This window comes from Pseudomonas abyssi (assembly GCF_003444685.1).
Lineage (GTDB): Bacteria > Pseudomonadota > Gammaproteobacteria > Pseudomonadales > Pseudomonadaceae > Halopseudomonas > Halopseudomonas abyssi.
Window position 1 is genome coordinate 63,121 of the sequence record NZ_LMAZ01000012.1, and the last position, 14,577, is coordinate 77,697.

Below are 14,577 nucleotides of genomic sequence, written 5' to 3' on the forward strand. Positions count from 1 at the left end.
CTGCTGCGCAGTACCGACAGCCGGACAGTCTTTGACTGCCCGGCTTTTTTCGTTCTACTCCCAATCCACCGGACAGGCGGTGCAGTCGGTCATGGTGACGTCCAGGAAGGTGCCGTAGTGCAGACGGGCGCCTTCCAGGTTGGCGTCGCTGAGATTGGCGTGGTTGAGTTTTGACTCCTGCAGGTTGGCGTCGCGCAGGTCGGCGCCCGCCATGTCCGCTTTGGGCAGCCAGGCCATTTCCAGATTGGCGGCGCGCAGGATGGCATTGTGCAGGGTGGCCCCGCTGAAACGGGAGAATTCGAGGTTGGCACCGGTAAAGTCGGTGCCGTTGAAGCTGGCGCCCTGAGCGGTGAGGTTCCAGGCGCTTGCGCCCATAAAGTTGGCGCCGTCGGCGTTGGCTCCACGCATGGCGGTTTGCTGCAGGCTGGCACGGGCCAGGTTGGCATTTTGCAGGTTGGCCTGATCCAGCCGGGCCTGATCAAGAATGGCGTGGCGCAGGTCGGCGCCGCTGAGGTTGGCGCCGGTCAGATCTGCCTTGCGCAGATCCATGTGGCGCAGGTCGGCACCGCGCAAATCCGCTCCGGGGCAATTGGTGCCGGGCATTATCGCGCAACCGTTGATGGACTGGATATCTTCTTCAGCCAGATCGGCGCTTTGGGCCTGCAACTGCGTGCTGCCGAGGGCGAGTAACGTGGCACAGACGAGAGGAAGCTGTTTCATGTCGGTCTCCAGAGCCCTGCCCGCAGGGCGGGCAGGGCATGGCAGGGATTACTCGTTAGCCCAGCTGGGCAGTTTGAAGACCCAGAAGGAGCCACCTTGGGCAACTGGCTTGGTCAGCTCAGCCATATCGCCGCCCCACAGCGGAACCGCGCCGCCGTAACCGGTGGTGACACCGATGTACTGCTCGCCGTCCTGTTCCCAGGTGATCGGCGGGGAGATGACGCCGGTACCGGTCTGGAACTCCCACAGCTGCTCGCCGGTTTCCGCGTTGAAGGCCTTGAAGAAGCCATCGCCGGTGCCGGTGAAGACCAGGTTGCCGCCAGTGGCCAGCACGCCGGCCCAGAGGGGCAGGGGCTCCTTGTGTTCCCAGGCGACGTTGCCGGTCTGCGGGTCCATCGCGCGCAGGATGCCCACGTGATCATCAAACATGCGCTTGATGCGGAAGCCCATGCCCAGGTAGGCGGAGCCTTTGGTGTAGCTGACCTGCTCGGTCCAGTAGTCTTCTTTCCAGTGGTTGGCCGGCACGTAGAACAGGCCGGTGTCGCGGCTGTAGGCCATGGGGTTCCAGTTCTTGCCACCGAGGAACGGCGGGGAGACCTCGATCGCTTCGCTGCGCTCCTGACCTTCTTCCAGGCGCGGCGGACGCTGACCTTCGTTCTCGATCGGGCGACCGGTTTCCAGGTCGATGCCGCTGGCCCAAGTGATGTTGTCGACAAACGGGAAGGCGTTCATCAGCTTGCCGTCTTCGCGGTTGACCACGTAGAAGAAGCCGTTGCGGTCAGCGTGCGCGGTGGCCGGTACTTTTTCGCCGTCCTGCTCGTAGTCGAACAGCACCAGCTCGTTGTTGCCGGAGAAGTCCCAAGTGTCGTTCGGGGTGTGCTGGTAGAACCACTTGACCTCACCGGTGCTGGGATCAACGCCAACCTGACCGGAGGTATACAGGCTGTCATAGTCAGCCGGGTTGCCGTCTTCCGGCGTGCGCGCCCAGCCGTTCCAGGGCGCCGGGTTACCCGCACCAATGATGATGGTGTTGGTGGCAGCATCAAAGCTGGCGCTCTGCCACGGCGCACCACCGCCCTGACTCCAGGCCTCGACCTTGCCGGTCGGAGAGTTCGGGTCATCCGGCCAGGAGGGCGCTTTGATGTCGCCGGTGGGGGTGCTGTCTTCGCCGTTCAGGCGGCCCATATGGCCTTCCACGAAGGGGCGCATCCAGATTTCTTCACCGGTCAGCGGGTCGCGGGCAAACAGCTTGCCGACTACGCCAAATTCGTCACCGGAGGAACCGTGAATCAGCAGCGCGCGGCCAGTGGTCTGGTCCTGCACGATGGTCGGGGCGCCGGTCATGGTGTAACCCGCCTTGTGATCGGCAAACTTCTCGCGCCAGACGACCTTGCCGGTGTCCTTGTTCAGCGCCACAACACTGGCGTCCAGGGTGCCGAAGAAAACCAGGTCGCCGTAGATAGCGGCGCCGCGGTTGACGACGTCACAGCAGGGGCGGATATCATCGGGCAGGCGGTGCGAATAGCTCCACAGGCGGCGGCCGGTTTTGGCGTCCAGGGCGAAGATGCGTGAGTAGGAGCCGGTGACGTAGATCACCCCGTCGTGAACGATGGCCTGGGACTCCTGACCACGTTGCTTTTCATCACCAAAGGAGAAGGTCCAGGCCGGTGTCAGTTTGAACACGTTGTCGGCGTTGACCTGGTTCAGCGGGCTGTAACGTTGGGCGTTGGTGCCCATGCCGTACATCAGCACGTTGTTGGTAGTCATGTGGTCGTTGGCAATGTCGTCCCAGGTGACCGGCGTGGCGGCGGCCGGATTGGCAGCCAGACCAAAGCTGGCGGCAATCACGATGCCCTTGATCGCCTGGCTGATCGGTTTCAGCGAGGAATGTCTTGTTGTTTTCATGGCAGTTTTCCTGTCGATAGTTGGGGTGTTCAGCGGGGCTGATCCACGGCTCATGGTGGTCGCGTGGCTGGCCCGGTCGATACGGAAAAATGCCCGGATGTGGCGGGAAGAGTTCCCGGTTGGCTGGCGCTTGGTAGGGGGTAGGAGGGAGCAGTACTTAGGACGGAGAAAACCTGATCCAAGAGCGGGTGAGACTGTTTCCGAAAAAGCTGCAACGCCTCTGCTGCGGGCGTTCCAAGGCGGGCTGCAGGCCGTTTCTACTACCAACGAACTAGCGCGCGGCCACCAAAGCAGTATTGGGCGCCGGGGCGCCGCTACCTACCATGCTCATCGTCAAATCCGTAATAAACGGCCAAGAGGTGAGCAGTATGAACCATTACAAGAACACACTGAAAATGACCGCGCTGGGCCTGGCACTGGTCGCCGGTCAGGCGTTTGCCCACGGCAACGTCACCCCTCAGGCGGTCGACACCAAAGGACTGGAGAACCTGGGCGAGGAATGGCGCGATACCAACCCCTACCGCGAAGGGCACCCCCAGCATGACCTCGCCATTCAGGTAGGGGCCTCAGCCTATAACCAGAACTGCGCGGCCTGCCATGGCCTGGACGGCATCTCTGGTGGTATCAACCCGGATCTGCGCTATCTCGAAACCGGTGACTACGGCGATGAGTGGTTCAAGCAACGCGTCATCAATGGCGCTGTGCGCGATGGTCGGGTTTATATGCCGCGCATGGCCGACTTTGTCAGCCAGGAAGCCCTGTGGGCCATTCGCACCTGGCTGGAAAGCGTTGCCGTTGAGCAGTAAATAGGGACGCCAGTCCAACAAGCCGGCCACAGGGCCGGCTTTGTCGTTTTTGTGGCAGTGACATGGGCTACCAGAGGTGGCTGATCAGGATATCGCCGGTGCGGGGGAGTGGTTGCATCGATAAGCGAAATCATCGGATTTGTTATAAATATGTAATATCATAACTTTCCGCTTTTACTGTTACGTTATATCAAATAGTATCTTCCGCTTACTTTTCTGCCCTTTATTCCAATCACGACTTGCTAGGGAGTCTTCATGTTGCCTGCCAAATCCCCCTTGGCGCTGGCACTGGCCGTTGCTGCGGCCAGCGTGTCTGCCCATGCCGATGAATCGCTCACGTTACCCAGTGTCACAGTCAGTGCTTCTGCACTGGAACAATCCGCCGATCGCATGACCCAGCCTGCCGCCGTGCTGCAGGGGGACGAGTGGATCAATCAGCGCGAGACAGGGCTGGCAGACAGCCTTGAGTCGCTGCCGGGTGTACAGGCCAGCAACTTCGGGCCAGGCGCCAGCCGCCCTGTGATCCGCGGCCTGGATGGGGCGCGGGTACGGGTGCTGAGCGATGGGGCAGACGTGATGGATGCCTCGACTATCAGCCCGGACCATGCGGTGACCGCCGATACCGCGCTGCTGGAGCGGGTTGAGGTGCTAAAAGGGCCGTCGACCTTGCTGTATGGCGGCGGTGCCATTGGTGGGGTGGTCAACCTGATCGACCGTCGCGTACCGACCTACATTCCCGAGCGCGGCTATGAGGGTGAGATTGACCTGCGCGGCAACACCGTTGCCGATGAGCGCACCGGCGCAGTCGGCCTGAGCCTGGGCGCGGGCCAGTTTGCGGCGCGCATCGAGGGTGCCAAGAGCGAGGCTGACCCCTACAATATTCCCGGTTCTCCGTCCACGCAGGAAGGGGCTTACAACGAGACCGAGTCCTCTGCGCTGGGGCTGAGCTGGATCACTGATCGCGGCTATGTGGGCCTGGCCTACAGCCGTCAGGATCGCGAGTATGGCCTGCTGGCGCACGAGCATGCCGATTGTCACACCCATGGGCCGGCGGACTGGCACTGCGTAGAGCATGACCACGGTCATGACCACGACGACGACCATGATGATGACCACGATGACGATCATGACGACGACCACGATCACGACGATGATCATGATCACGAGCACGAGGAGCACGGTCAGGCCTACATCGATATGAAGCAACGTCGCTGGGACCTGCGCGCTGACTACCAAGACCCCTTCAGCGGCTTTGAGCGCATTCGTGTGCGCGTTGCCGATACCGATTACGAACACGTCGAAATGGAAGGTGCTGAAGCGGGTACGCGCTTCACCAACCGTGGCACGGAAGGGCGCGTCGAGCTGACCCACAACCCGATTGCCGGCTGGCGCGGGGTGATCGGTACCCAGTTGAGCCGTCGCGACTTTGCCGCCACCGGTGAAGAAGATTATGTACCGCCGACCCTGACCCACAACCGCGCACTCTTCTTGCTGGAAAGCTATGAGCAGGGCGACTGGATCTACGAGGTTGGTCTGCGTCAGGAGTGGCAGTCGATCGAGCGCAAGGACGGCAACGATGACGCCGATCACAAAGGCACATCGGTGTCGGTTGGCGCCAGCTGGCAGTTCCAGCCCGAGCTGGTGCTCTACGGCTCGCTTTCGCGCTCCCAGCGCCTGCCTGCTGCAGAAGAGCTGTACGCCAACGGCCCGCATGCCGCCACCCGCACGGTGGAAATCGGTGACCCCGACCTGGACCGCGAGACCAGCGTCAACATGGAGCTGGGGCTGCGTCGCATCCAAGGGCCGGTTACCTTTGATGTCAGCGTGTACCGCAATGATGTTGATGACTTCATCTACGCCGCCGACACTGGTGATGACCCGGGCGCCGGCTATCGCGTAGTGCAGTACAGCCAGGCCGATGCCGTGCTGCATGGTCTGGAGGGCAGCATCAGCTGGCAGGCAACCGGTTCGACCGGGCTGACCCTGTTCGGCGACAGCGTGCGCGGCAAGCTGAAGGATGGCGGCGACCTGCCGCGTATCCCGGCAGACCGCTATGGCCTGCGCGTCGACCAGCGTCTGACCAGCCACCTGGGAGCGCATGTGGAAGCGACTCAGGTGATGCGTCAGGATCGTACCGCCGACTACGAGACCGAGACCGGCGACTACACCTTGCTGGGTGCCGGCCTGAGCTGGCGCGGCGTGCTGGGCGATAGCGACTATCTGCTGTTCTTGCGCGGCAACAACCTGCTGGATGAAAAAGCGCGTCAGCACAGCTCCTATATCAAGGATGAAGTGCTGCTGCCCGGTCGCAACCTGACCATCGGGGCGCGTCTGGCATTCTGAGGCTGCGCCGTCTGTCGCCGCACCCCGCGTCTTGTCTGGTCGATTGATGGCTGACGGCGGGCGAGGGGCGTGGCGACAGAGCCGCCGCATGTTGCGCCTTGAGGAAGCACTGATTAAATCCACATCCCCTCTGGCGTTCAGGTTGGACCGCATCCGGCCCAGCCTGAACGCCCCGCAGGGCGGGCGCTCAAGCATGCATCTGCTGCGTTGCGCTGCTGGCCAATAGAACCACTATTGGCTGCTCACCGGGCCTTGCAGCTACACGTTTGAGCACGCGCAAAGGGCGTGTGGAATTATTCAGCGCTTCATTAACCATCCGTCGTTGCTATCTACTACTTTGGTCGCGGTTTTCCGGAGGCGTTGCACCGTTGCTTTAAGCTGGCTGCTGGCCTCTTTTCTGCGTAGCTAGCCGTGTCTCCCGTTTGTCTATCTCTGCAACCCGCTGATCAGCGGGATTATCAACTGTACCGTGCGGCCAATGGGCTGTTATGCCTGCTGATCCACGACCCTGACGCTTGCGCCGCGACTGCGGTGGTGCAGGTCGCTGCCGGCAGTCATGCCGAGCCAGATGACCTGCCGGGGCTGGCGCACTTGCTGGAACACATGCTGTTCATGGGCTCGCGGCAGTGGCCGGTGCCAGGCTCCTTCCCCGCACTGGTGGCGCAGTGGGGCGGGCGTTTTAACGCCAGCACCGCGCCGGACGCCACGCGCTTCTTTTTCTCGGTCAGCCCCGAGGGGCTGCAACCCTGTCTGGCGCAGCTCACCGACATGCTGGCGGCTCCCTTGTTTGCCCCCGAGCAGGTGGGGCAGGAACGGCAGGTAATCGACGCCGAGTTTCACACCCGGCTGGCCGATGACGACATTCATGCCCAGGCCGTCCTGGCCACTCAGATTCACCCCGAACACCCGCTCAGCCGCTTCAGCGCGGGCAACGCCCGCTCGCTGGATGGCGACGCCGAGCTGCTGGCTGAACGGCTGACGCAGTGGCACGGGATTCACTACCGCGCGGGCAGCATGGCACTGGTGCTGCATGGGCCACAGGCGCCAGAGCAGCTGCAGGCGTTGGCGCAGGCTAGCGCCGAGCAACTGATGGCGGGGCGGGCACCGGAGCCTTTTGCACTGCCGTTGTTTGCCAGCGGACAGCTGCCGCGGCTGGTGCAGTGGCAGGGCCCCAGTAGCCAGGCCGAATGCCTGGTGCTGTATCCGCTGAGTGCGTGCGATGTGCATGGCGCGGCGGTGCGTTGGCTGTGTGATTGGCTGAACAGCGCGGCGCCAGCCGGTGCCCTGGGGTATCTGCGCGACAGAGGCTTGCTGGACGAGCTGCACGCGACGCTGCGCGCCGATGCCGGTGGTCAGGCGCTGCTGCGGCTGGAGCTGCGCAGCGTTGACGCCGAGCCGGGGCTGCTACTGGCCGAGCTGGATGGCTGGCTGCAGGCCATGGCCATTCAGGACCCCGCGCAGTGGCCGCAGGACGCGCGCCGAACCATGGCACAGACCGCCTTTGATCTCGGCCCGCAGGGCGACATGCTCGTTGCTTGCCGACATTACGCGGAACGTCTGCTGACCCTGCCTGCCGAGCAGGTACTCGACCTGCCGGGCGTGGCGTTGGATGTCCTGAGCCAGACGCAGTGGCAGCAGCTTGTCGGGCAGCTGACACCGGCCAACCGCCTGGTGTTGCAGCGCTTGCCACGCCTGTTCGGGGCCGAGCGCTGCGCGTACACCGATACACCCTGGCGGGCGTTGGCACTGCAGGTTGCTCCGGCCGCTGTGGCCAATTTGCAGGGCCGTGCAGGCCCCTGTCTGGGGCCGTTGCCGGAGGCCGCCGAAGGGCTGCGCTGGTCTACCCTGTTGCCGGGCCTGCGTTTGACCCGCTTTGCACCGCAGGCCGGCGGGCTGCGGACCCGGCTGGCCTGGTGCTGGCCCGAGAGCGAAGCCAGTCGAGCTGATCGGCGCTGGTTGCAGGCCTGCTGGTCGCTGCGCAGCGAGGCGTTGCAGCAGTGGGGCAAGCAGGTAGGCATTGAGCTGAGCTGGTCTCTCGCACCGGGCCAACTGGTGCTTGATGTCATGGGCCCACCAGCCTTGCTGCCCGGTTTTGTGCGTGAGCTGCTGCAGCAGCTGCAGGCACCGCCCGCCGCCGCCCAGCTGCCGTTGATCGAACGCCGCAGCCGGCGCTGGATGCAGCAGGAGCAGGATGCCTTGCCCGCCTGGCGACTGCTGCAGACCCTTGAACAGGAGCGTTCGCTCAGCGCCTGGCGGCCGCGTGACCCGCAGCTGCTCTGGCAACACCTGTGCGCGCAGGCGCAGATTGTCTGGCTAAAACCCAGTCGCTGGCCGGAGGCCGAGCGTTCGCAGATCGCCAAGCTGCTGGTCAACCTGTGTCCGGCGCTGATGCAGCCGTTTGGCTGGCAATGCCCCATGCCGCCGCTGGCGCCCCGGCAGCTGCAGGTCAGCGAGGTCAGCTGCAAGCATACGGACCGCGCCCAGCTGCTTTATCTGTCGGCTGCCGACGACAGCCTGCAGGAGGCGGCCTGCTGGCGCCTGCTGCATCACCATCTGGCGGACCCGTTCTTCGCCGAGCTGCGCACGCGGCAACAGCTCGGCTACTGGGTCGTCGCCCGGCTGCACCGGCGGGCGGGCCGTGCGGGCTTGCTGTTACTGGTGCAGTCACCGGACCGCTCGCACCGGTGCATCGAGTCCGCGGTCGATGCTTTTCTGCAGACCAGCCTGCAGGACTTGGGCGCGCTGAGTGCTGAGCACCTGCAGGCGCAGTCGGCTCACCTGGCGCAGTTGCTGGAGCAGCAGCGCCAGCATCCTCAGCAGCGTTTTGAGGGGCTATGGGAAGACTGCGTCTGGCAGCGTGACGATCAGTTGGCCGCCGAGCAGCAGGCGCTGCTGCAATTGACCGCCGCGCACTGGAACGCCTTTGTCAGCCGCCTGCCGCAGAGTGCGCGCTGGCGCCTGCTGAGCCGCCAGGCCGGCTCAGACTGAGGCGACAACAGACTTTACTACCTCCGGAGGTCGTAAATACAACCTGCCGCAGGCGCGGTATCTCATCGCTTGGTCGCAGACACCAAATGGCAATGCAACTGCCGCTCTTGATCAATGGGGCGGGCTGGGGGGCTTTCTGATAATCGGCGTGACGCTTCAGTCACTGATTACATCGGAGAGCACCATGTACAAGAACAAGATTGCCTGCACCCTGCTGACCCCCATTGCCCTGGCGCTGTTGAGCGCGCCGGCCTCGGCTGCTATTACCCTGTACGACGAAGACGGCACCACCTTTTCTGCTGACGGCTACGTCAATGCCTTCTACGTGCAGACCGACACCGACAACATCAACGACGATCTGGATCGTGACCAGGCCCGCGTCAAGATGGGCTTCCTGCCCAACTACATTGGCTTCAACATGGGCAAGGACATGGGCGACCTGACGCTCGGCGCGCGCTCCTCGTTCTGGGTCACCATCAACGACAGCGAAACCAACGGCACCGCGACCGCCATCGACGTGCGTCAGTTCTACGGCACCATCGGCGGCGACTGGGGTGAAGTGCTGGTCGGTAAGGACTTTGGCCTGTTTGCCCGCTCCAATATCCTGCTCGACGAGATGCTCGCCGGTTACGGTCAGGTGAGCGACACCCTGGGCCTGGTAGACGGTGGCGGCGTGTCCTTCGGCAACATCGGCAGCGGCTATCCGTACCCGTTCCCGACCGCCCAGATCACCTACCGTTCTCCGGTCATGGGTGGCCTGCGCGTTGCCGCCGGTATCATGGACCCGGTCGATACCAGTGACGACACCGTCGCCGGCAAGAACTATCAGGATGCCCCGCGCTTTGAGACCGAAGTGACCTATCAGTTTGATCTGGCTGGTGCCGAGATCTACAGCTGGGTGAATGCCGGTTACCAGACTTCCAAGAACACCGATGATGCCGTGGACGACGTCACCTCCGAGGGCGTCGGTTACGGTGTGCAGGCAAAGATGGGTGCGCTGTCGCTGATTGCCTCTGGTTTTGACGCCGAAGGCATCAACCCCTTCTTCACCAACAACGCCGGTGAAGCGGTACTGCGTGAGATCGACAGCACCGGCTATCTGATGCAGGGCTCCTACACCTTCGGCGGCAAGACTCGTCTGGCACTGTCCTACGGCAAGACCGAAGACGACGGTAACGGCCTGGGCGTCGCAGCTGATTACGAAACCCGCGCCATCGGCCTGTTCCACAGCATCAACGAGCACCTGACGCTGGTGGCCGAATACAACCAGTTCGAGATCGAAGACCGCACCAACAACCTGACCATCGAAGAGACTGATTCGGTGGCGCTGGGTGTGGCCCTGAGCTGGTAAGAGCCTGCGGCAATACCTGCCCCCGCCTGTGTGAGCAGACGGGGGCTTTTGTTTCTGGGACGGCGGAGTTCCAGCTTGGCCGCGGCGCGCTCATGGTGGAGAACGCTACGCGATTCTCCACCCTACGGCCGCCACCAGCCCCGCACCTCAACCATGTAGGATGGAGAACGCCGCAGGCTTCTCCGTCGGGCACCAGCAGCGCGCCGCGTTGTCCCCAAGACCTACCCATCCAGTACTGAAGTAGCATAGGGCGGGGCCTTGCCGGCTCACTAGAATCGAGGGCATGAACCCTATTCCCGATATTGCCCAGCCCAGCTTCCAGTTGCTCGACGACTGCTTTCGTACCGCCATGACCGAGGCCCTGGACCCGGATGCGGCGGCGCAGGATTTGGCGCGTCAGTTACTGCACCCTCATCTGGGCTGTGTACTGTTTTTCTGTTCCGCCGAGTATCCGCTTGAGCGCCTGGCAACCGCGCTGGAGCAGCACTTTGGCGGCGTGATGCTGTTGGGCTGTACCACTGCCGGAGAGATCAGCGCCCAGGGGTATGGACGCGGCTGCATCAGTGCGCTTGGTCTGGACCTGCGCACCTTTGCCGTTGACTGCACGCTGATCCAGGCGCTGGACAGCTTCAGTCTGGTCGAGGCGCAGCAGGCGGTAGAGCGCATGCTGGGCTATTGTCGGCAGGTCAATCTGGCGCCCATCAAGGAGCATACCTTCGCGCTGACGATGCTCGATGGTCTCTCCAGCCGCGAGGAGCTGGTGCTCAATACCCTGAGCGCGGCACTTGGCAGCATTCCGCATTTCGGTGGTTCGGCCGGCGACGACAACCACCTCAGCCACACCCATGTGTACTACCAGGGGCGTTTTCTGACCGGGGCTGCGGTGGTGGTGATGATCAACACCTGGCTGGATTTTGAGGTGTTTACCACCCATCACCTCAAGCCCACAGACAGCAAGTTGGTAGTTACCGCCGCCGACAGTGCCAGCCGCACGGTGCTGGAACTGAACGCCGAGCCGGCAGCAGAGGAATACGCCAGGCTGGTGGGGGTGCCGCTGGACGCGCTGCGGGCCGAGCACTTTGCCCTCAACGCGCTGGCGGTGCGTATCCGTGATCAGTTCTATGTGCGTTCTATCCAGCGGGTCAACGCCGATCGCAGCCTGACCTTCTACTGCGCGGTGGACACTGGCATCGTGCTTACCGCCATGACGCCCGGCGAGCTGCTGCCCAACTTGCGTTTGCAGTTTGAACAGCTGCGCCAGCGTTTGGGCGAACCGGTTCTGATTCTGGGCTGCGACTGCTTTTTGCGCCGCATGGAGGCCGAGCTGCGCGGGGAGAATCAGCGCATGTCCGACTTTCTGGCGGCCAACCGGGTGATCGGCTTTAACACCTACGGTGAGCAGTTCAACGGCATGCATATCAACCAGACCTTCACCGGGGTGGCTTTTGCCTTCCCTCGTTGATCTGCGCAGCGCCGACAGCGGCGCGGCGGACGCCCAGGCGCTGCAGGCCGAGGTGGAGGCGCTGCGGGCGGCCAACAGCAAGTTGCAGCGCATCAACGCCGCGCTGATCGAGCGGGTCGAGTCCAGTTCCAGCCAGCGCACCGAAAGCTACGCGGCGTTTCAGCATTCGGTCGAGCTGGCCGAGCAGGTGCGCGAGCGTACCCAGGCGCTGAACGACACCATGGCCGAGCTGCAGGCCAGCAATCGCCTGCTCAGCGATGCGCGTGCCCGGGCGGAAAAGGCCCACCATTATCTGATCGACGCCATTGAAAGCGTATCCGACGCCTTTGTGCTGTTTGACGAGCAGCGTCGCATCGTCCTGTTCAACAGCCGCTTTGCCGCCTTCTGGCAGGGCACCGGCGTGTGCGTGACCGAGGGCACTTCACTCAATGAGGTCAAGCGCCTGGCGCTGACCACCGGCCTGGTGGTCGAGACCGACGCCGCTGCCGACGGCCAACTGTTGCACCAGCTGCGCGATCAGCGCTGGATGCAGGTCAGCGAGCGGCCCACGCGTGAGGGCGGGCTGGTGATCATGTACACCGATATTACCGACCTCAAACAGTCCGAGAAGGCGCGGCGGGAGAAGGCCCTGGAGCAGAAAACCCGGCTGCTGCAGCGCACCGTAGACAGCCTGTCCCAGGGCGTTGCGGTGGTCAACGATGACGGCGCGCTGGAGGTCTGGAACGGGCGCTTCCTGGAGTTGTCCGGGCTGGCGCCGATTGAAGCCCACCGGCCCTTTGCCGAGGTGATCGAAGACAGCGAGCTTGAGCTGTTCACACCCTACAGCCTTAACCATCAGGGCGCGCCCTTGCTCACCTGTGAGCAGCGCCTGTCCAGCGGGCGCGTGCTGGAGGTGCGCAGCCACCCCATGCCGACCGGCGGCTTCGTCAACACCTTTACCGATATCACCGAGCGCGATCTCTACGCCCGCGCCCTGCAGGAAAGCGAGCGCTGGGTGCGCCTGATCACCGACCATGTGCCGGCGCTGATTGCCTATGTTGGCGCAGATCTGACCTACCAGTTCACCAACAAGGTGTACGAAGACTGGTACGGCTGGGCGCGCGGTGAGATTCTTGGCCAGACCCTGCACCGCGTTCATGGCAGCCAGTTGTTCGAGCGGCTGCAGCCCTACATTCAGCGCGCCTTCCGGGGCGAGAGTCTGAGCTTCGAGTTTGCCGAGCCCAGCCTGGATGGACAGCAGCGCTACCTGCTGCGCTCCTATGTGCCCAACCGTGATGGCGATGGCGAAGTAGTGGGCATCTTTGTGCTGATCCGCGATATCACCGAGCGGCGGCGCACCTCTGAAGCCCTGCATCAGGCCTATCAGCACCTGGAGCAGCGCGTGCGCGAGCGCACCCAGGAGCTGACCGAGGTCAATGGCCAGATGCGCGAAGAAATTCGCGAGCGTACCGAGGCCGAAGCGCGGCTGCGCGAAGCCAAACGCGAGGCGGAACAGGCCAACCTGTCCAAGACCAAGTTTCTTGCCGCGGTCAGCCACGACCTGCTGCAGCCGCTCAATGCCGCCCGGCTGTTTACCGGGGCGCTGCTGGAACAGCACGACAGCCTGCCGGAGTCCGGTGCGTCACTGGTGCGTCAGGTCAGTCATTCGCTGGAGGACGTGGAGAACCTGCTGGGCACTCTGGTGGATATTTCCAAGCTCGATGCCGGTGTGATCAAACCGGACATCAGCGCCTTTGTGCTGGCTGATCTACTCGACAACCTGGCCAACGAATGCCGCCAGATCGCCGGCAGCGAAGGGCTGGCTCTGCACTTTGTTGGCTGCCGGGCGGTGGTGCGCAGCGACGCCCAGTTGCTGGTGCGCATTCTGCGCAACTTTCTCACCAATGCCATTCGCTACACACCGCGCGGCCGCATTCTGCTGGGCTGCCGGCGGCAGGCGCACGGACTGCGCATCGAAGTGTGGGACACCGGGCTGGGGATTCCACAAGACAAACTGCAGGAGATTTTTCAGGAGTTCAAACGGGTCAACCCCAGCGCCAATACCCGTGACCGCGGTCTCGGTCTGGGCCTGGCCATTGTCGACAAGATTGCCCGCATGCTCGGCCACCGCATCAGTGTGCGCTCGGTAGAAGGGCGCGGCTCGGTGTTTGCGGTGGAGGTGCCCTTTGGTCGCCTGCAACCGACCACCCAGACTGGCGAACCGGTCTCGGCGCGTATCGGCGAACACCTGCCCGGTTCGACCATCTGGGTGCTGGATAACGACGCTGCCATTTGTGCCGGCATGCGTACCCTGCTGGAAGGCTGGGGCTGTGAGGTGATCACCGCGCTGTCAGAAGAAGATCTCGCCGCCCAGGTCGACAACTTCCACGCGCCGGCTGATCTGCTGATTGCCGATTACCATCTGGACAATGACGTCAACGGCGTCGATGTGGTCAGCCGCATCAACGCCCGCCGCGGCACGCCACTGCCGGTGCTGCTGATCACCGCCAACTACAGCAACGCGCTGAAGCTGCAGGTGCGTGAGCTGGGCCATGTGCTGATGCACAAACCGGTCAAACCGATGAAACTGAAAACCGCGATGAGTCATTTGTTGGCGGTGAGTAGGTGATCTTTGGGTCGCCCTGATATAGCGCGCGTGCTGCTTTCCGTTCCTTGGGCGGCATGCCGGGCGCGCTGCCCAGACTTCACGAATATCTTCGTCCTTTGACCTCCACTCCGTCATTCCCGCGAAGGCGGGAATCCAGAGGGAGTATCAGACAGCGCAATGGATCCCCGCCTGCGCGGGGATGACGTGGAGTGGGTTGGGAAGGCCGAGTTCCAACTCGGCCATGACGTTGCACGGAGGGTCGCTGGTCGAGCGGGAGCTCGACCTTCCCGTGGTGCTGGGCCGTCGAGTTATCGCTGAATCACCACTCTGTCATTCCCGCGAAGGCGGTAATACAGTGGGGGCGTCAGGTGACGAGCTGGATCCCCGCCTGTGCGGGGACGACGTGGAGTGGGTC

General features: G+C 63.3%; 8 protein-coding genes. 6 read left to right on the forward strand and 2 right to left on the reverse strand.

Annotated elements, in window-relative coordinates; genetic code table 11:
• Positions 1-54: 54 nt before the first annotated feature.
• Positions 55-720: a pentapeptide repeat-containing protein gene (locus ASB58_RS19435; protein WP_118132036.1), complete on the reverse strand. Its 666-nt coding sequence runs from the start codon at positions 718-720 to the stop codon at positions 55-57.
• Positions 721-768: 48 nt separating this feature from the next.
• Positions 769-2,625, reverse strand: coding sequence for a quinoprotein ethanol dehydrogenase (gene exaA / locus ASB58_RS19440; RefSeq protein ID WP_096006392.1), 1,857 nt, complete (start codon positions 2,623-2,625; stop codon positions 769-771).
• A gap of 395 nt (positions 2,626-3,020) precedes the next feature.
• On the opposite strand from exaA, the gene pedF reads away from it, so the two are divergent.
• The 6 genes from pedF (at position 3,021) to ASB58_RS19470 (ending at position 14,183) form a co-directional block, all read left to right on the forward strand.
• Positions 3,021-3,431, forward strand: coding sequence for a cytochrome c-550 PedF (gene pedF, locus ASB58_RS19445; protein WP_407920695.1), 411 nt, complete (start codon positions 3,021-3,023; stop codon positions 3,429-3,431).
• Positions 3,432-3,686: 255 nt separating this feature from the next.
• Positions 3,687-5,774 carry a TonB-dependent receptor gene (locus ASB58_RS19450; protein WP_118132037.1) on the forward strand — a complete coding sequence of 696 codons (2,088 nt, stop codon included), beginning with the start codon at positions 3,687-3,689 and terminating at the stop codon, positions 5,772-5,774.
• Positions 5,775-6,185: 411 nt separating this feature from the next.
• On the forward strand, positions 6,186-8,762 hold the full coding sequence (locus ASB58_RS19455; RefSeq protein ID WP_118132038.1) for an insulinase family protein: 2,577 nt from the start codon (positions 6,186-6,188) through the stop codon (positions 8,760-8,762).
• Between the two features lie 184 nt (positions 8,763-8,946).
• Positions 8,947-10,113 (forward strand): porin, encoded by a 1,167-nt coding sequence (locus ASB58_RS19460; RefSeq protein WP_118132039.1) that lies wholly within the window; start codon positions 8,947-8,949, stop codon positions 10,111-10,113.
• A 349-nt stretch (positions 10,114-10,462) separates the two neighbouring features.
• Entirely contained in the window at positions 10,463-11,575 is a 1,113-nt protein-coding gene (gene nosP / locus ASB58_RS19465; protein WP_118132049.1) for a nitric oxide-sensing protein NosP, read from the forward strand.
• Complete coding sequence (locus ASB58_RS19470; RefSeq protein ID WP_407920694.1) at positions 11,559-14,183, forward strand: NahK/ErcS family hybrid sensor histidine kinase/response regulator; 2,625 nt, start codon at positions 11,559-11,561, stop codon at positions 14,181-14,183. The genes nosP and ASB58_RS19470 overlap by 17 nt, the downstream gene beginning before the upstream one ends.
• Positions 14,184-14,577 lie beyond the last annotated feature (394 nt).

Excerpts from the sequence above, each read along its gene's own strand:
- ASB58_RS19435 (WP_118132036.1), bottom strand. The coding sequence starts at position 720 with ATGAAACAGCTTCCTCTCGTCTGTGCCACGTTACTCGCCCTCGGCAGC.
- exaA (WP_096006392.1), bottom strand. The coding sequence starts at position 2,625 with ATGAAAACAACAAGACATTCCTCGCTGAAACCGATCAGCCAGGCGATC.
- pedF (WP_407920695.1), top strand. The coding sequence starts at position 3,021 with ATGACCGCGCTGGGCCTGGCACTGGTCGCCGGTCAGGCGTTTGCCCAC.
- ASB58_RS19450 (WP_118132037.1), top strand. The coding sequence starts at position 3,687 with ATGTTGCCTGCCAAATCCCCCTTGGCGCTGGCACTGGCCGTTGCTGCG.
- ASB58_RS19460 (WP_118132039.1), top strand. The coding sequence starts at position 8,947 with ATGTACAAGAACAAGATTGCCTGCACCCTGCTGACCCCCATTGCCCTG.
- nosP (WP_118132049.1), top strand. The coding sequence starts at position 10,463 with ATGACCGAGGCCCTGGACCCGGATGCGGCGGCGCAGGATTTGGCGCGT.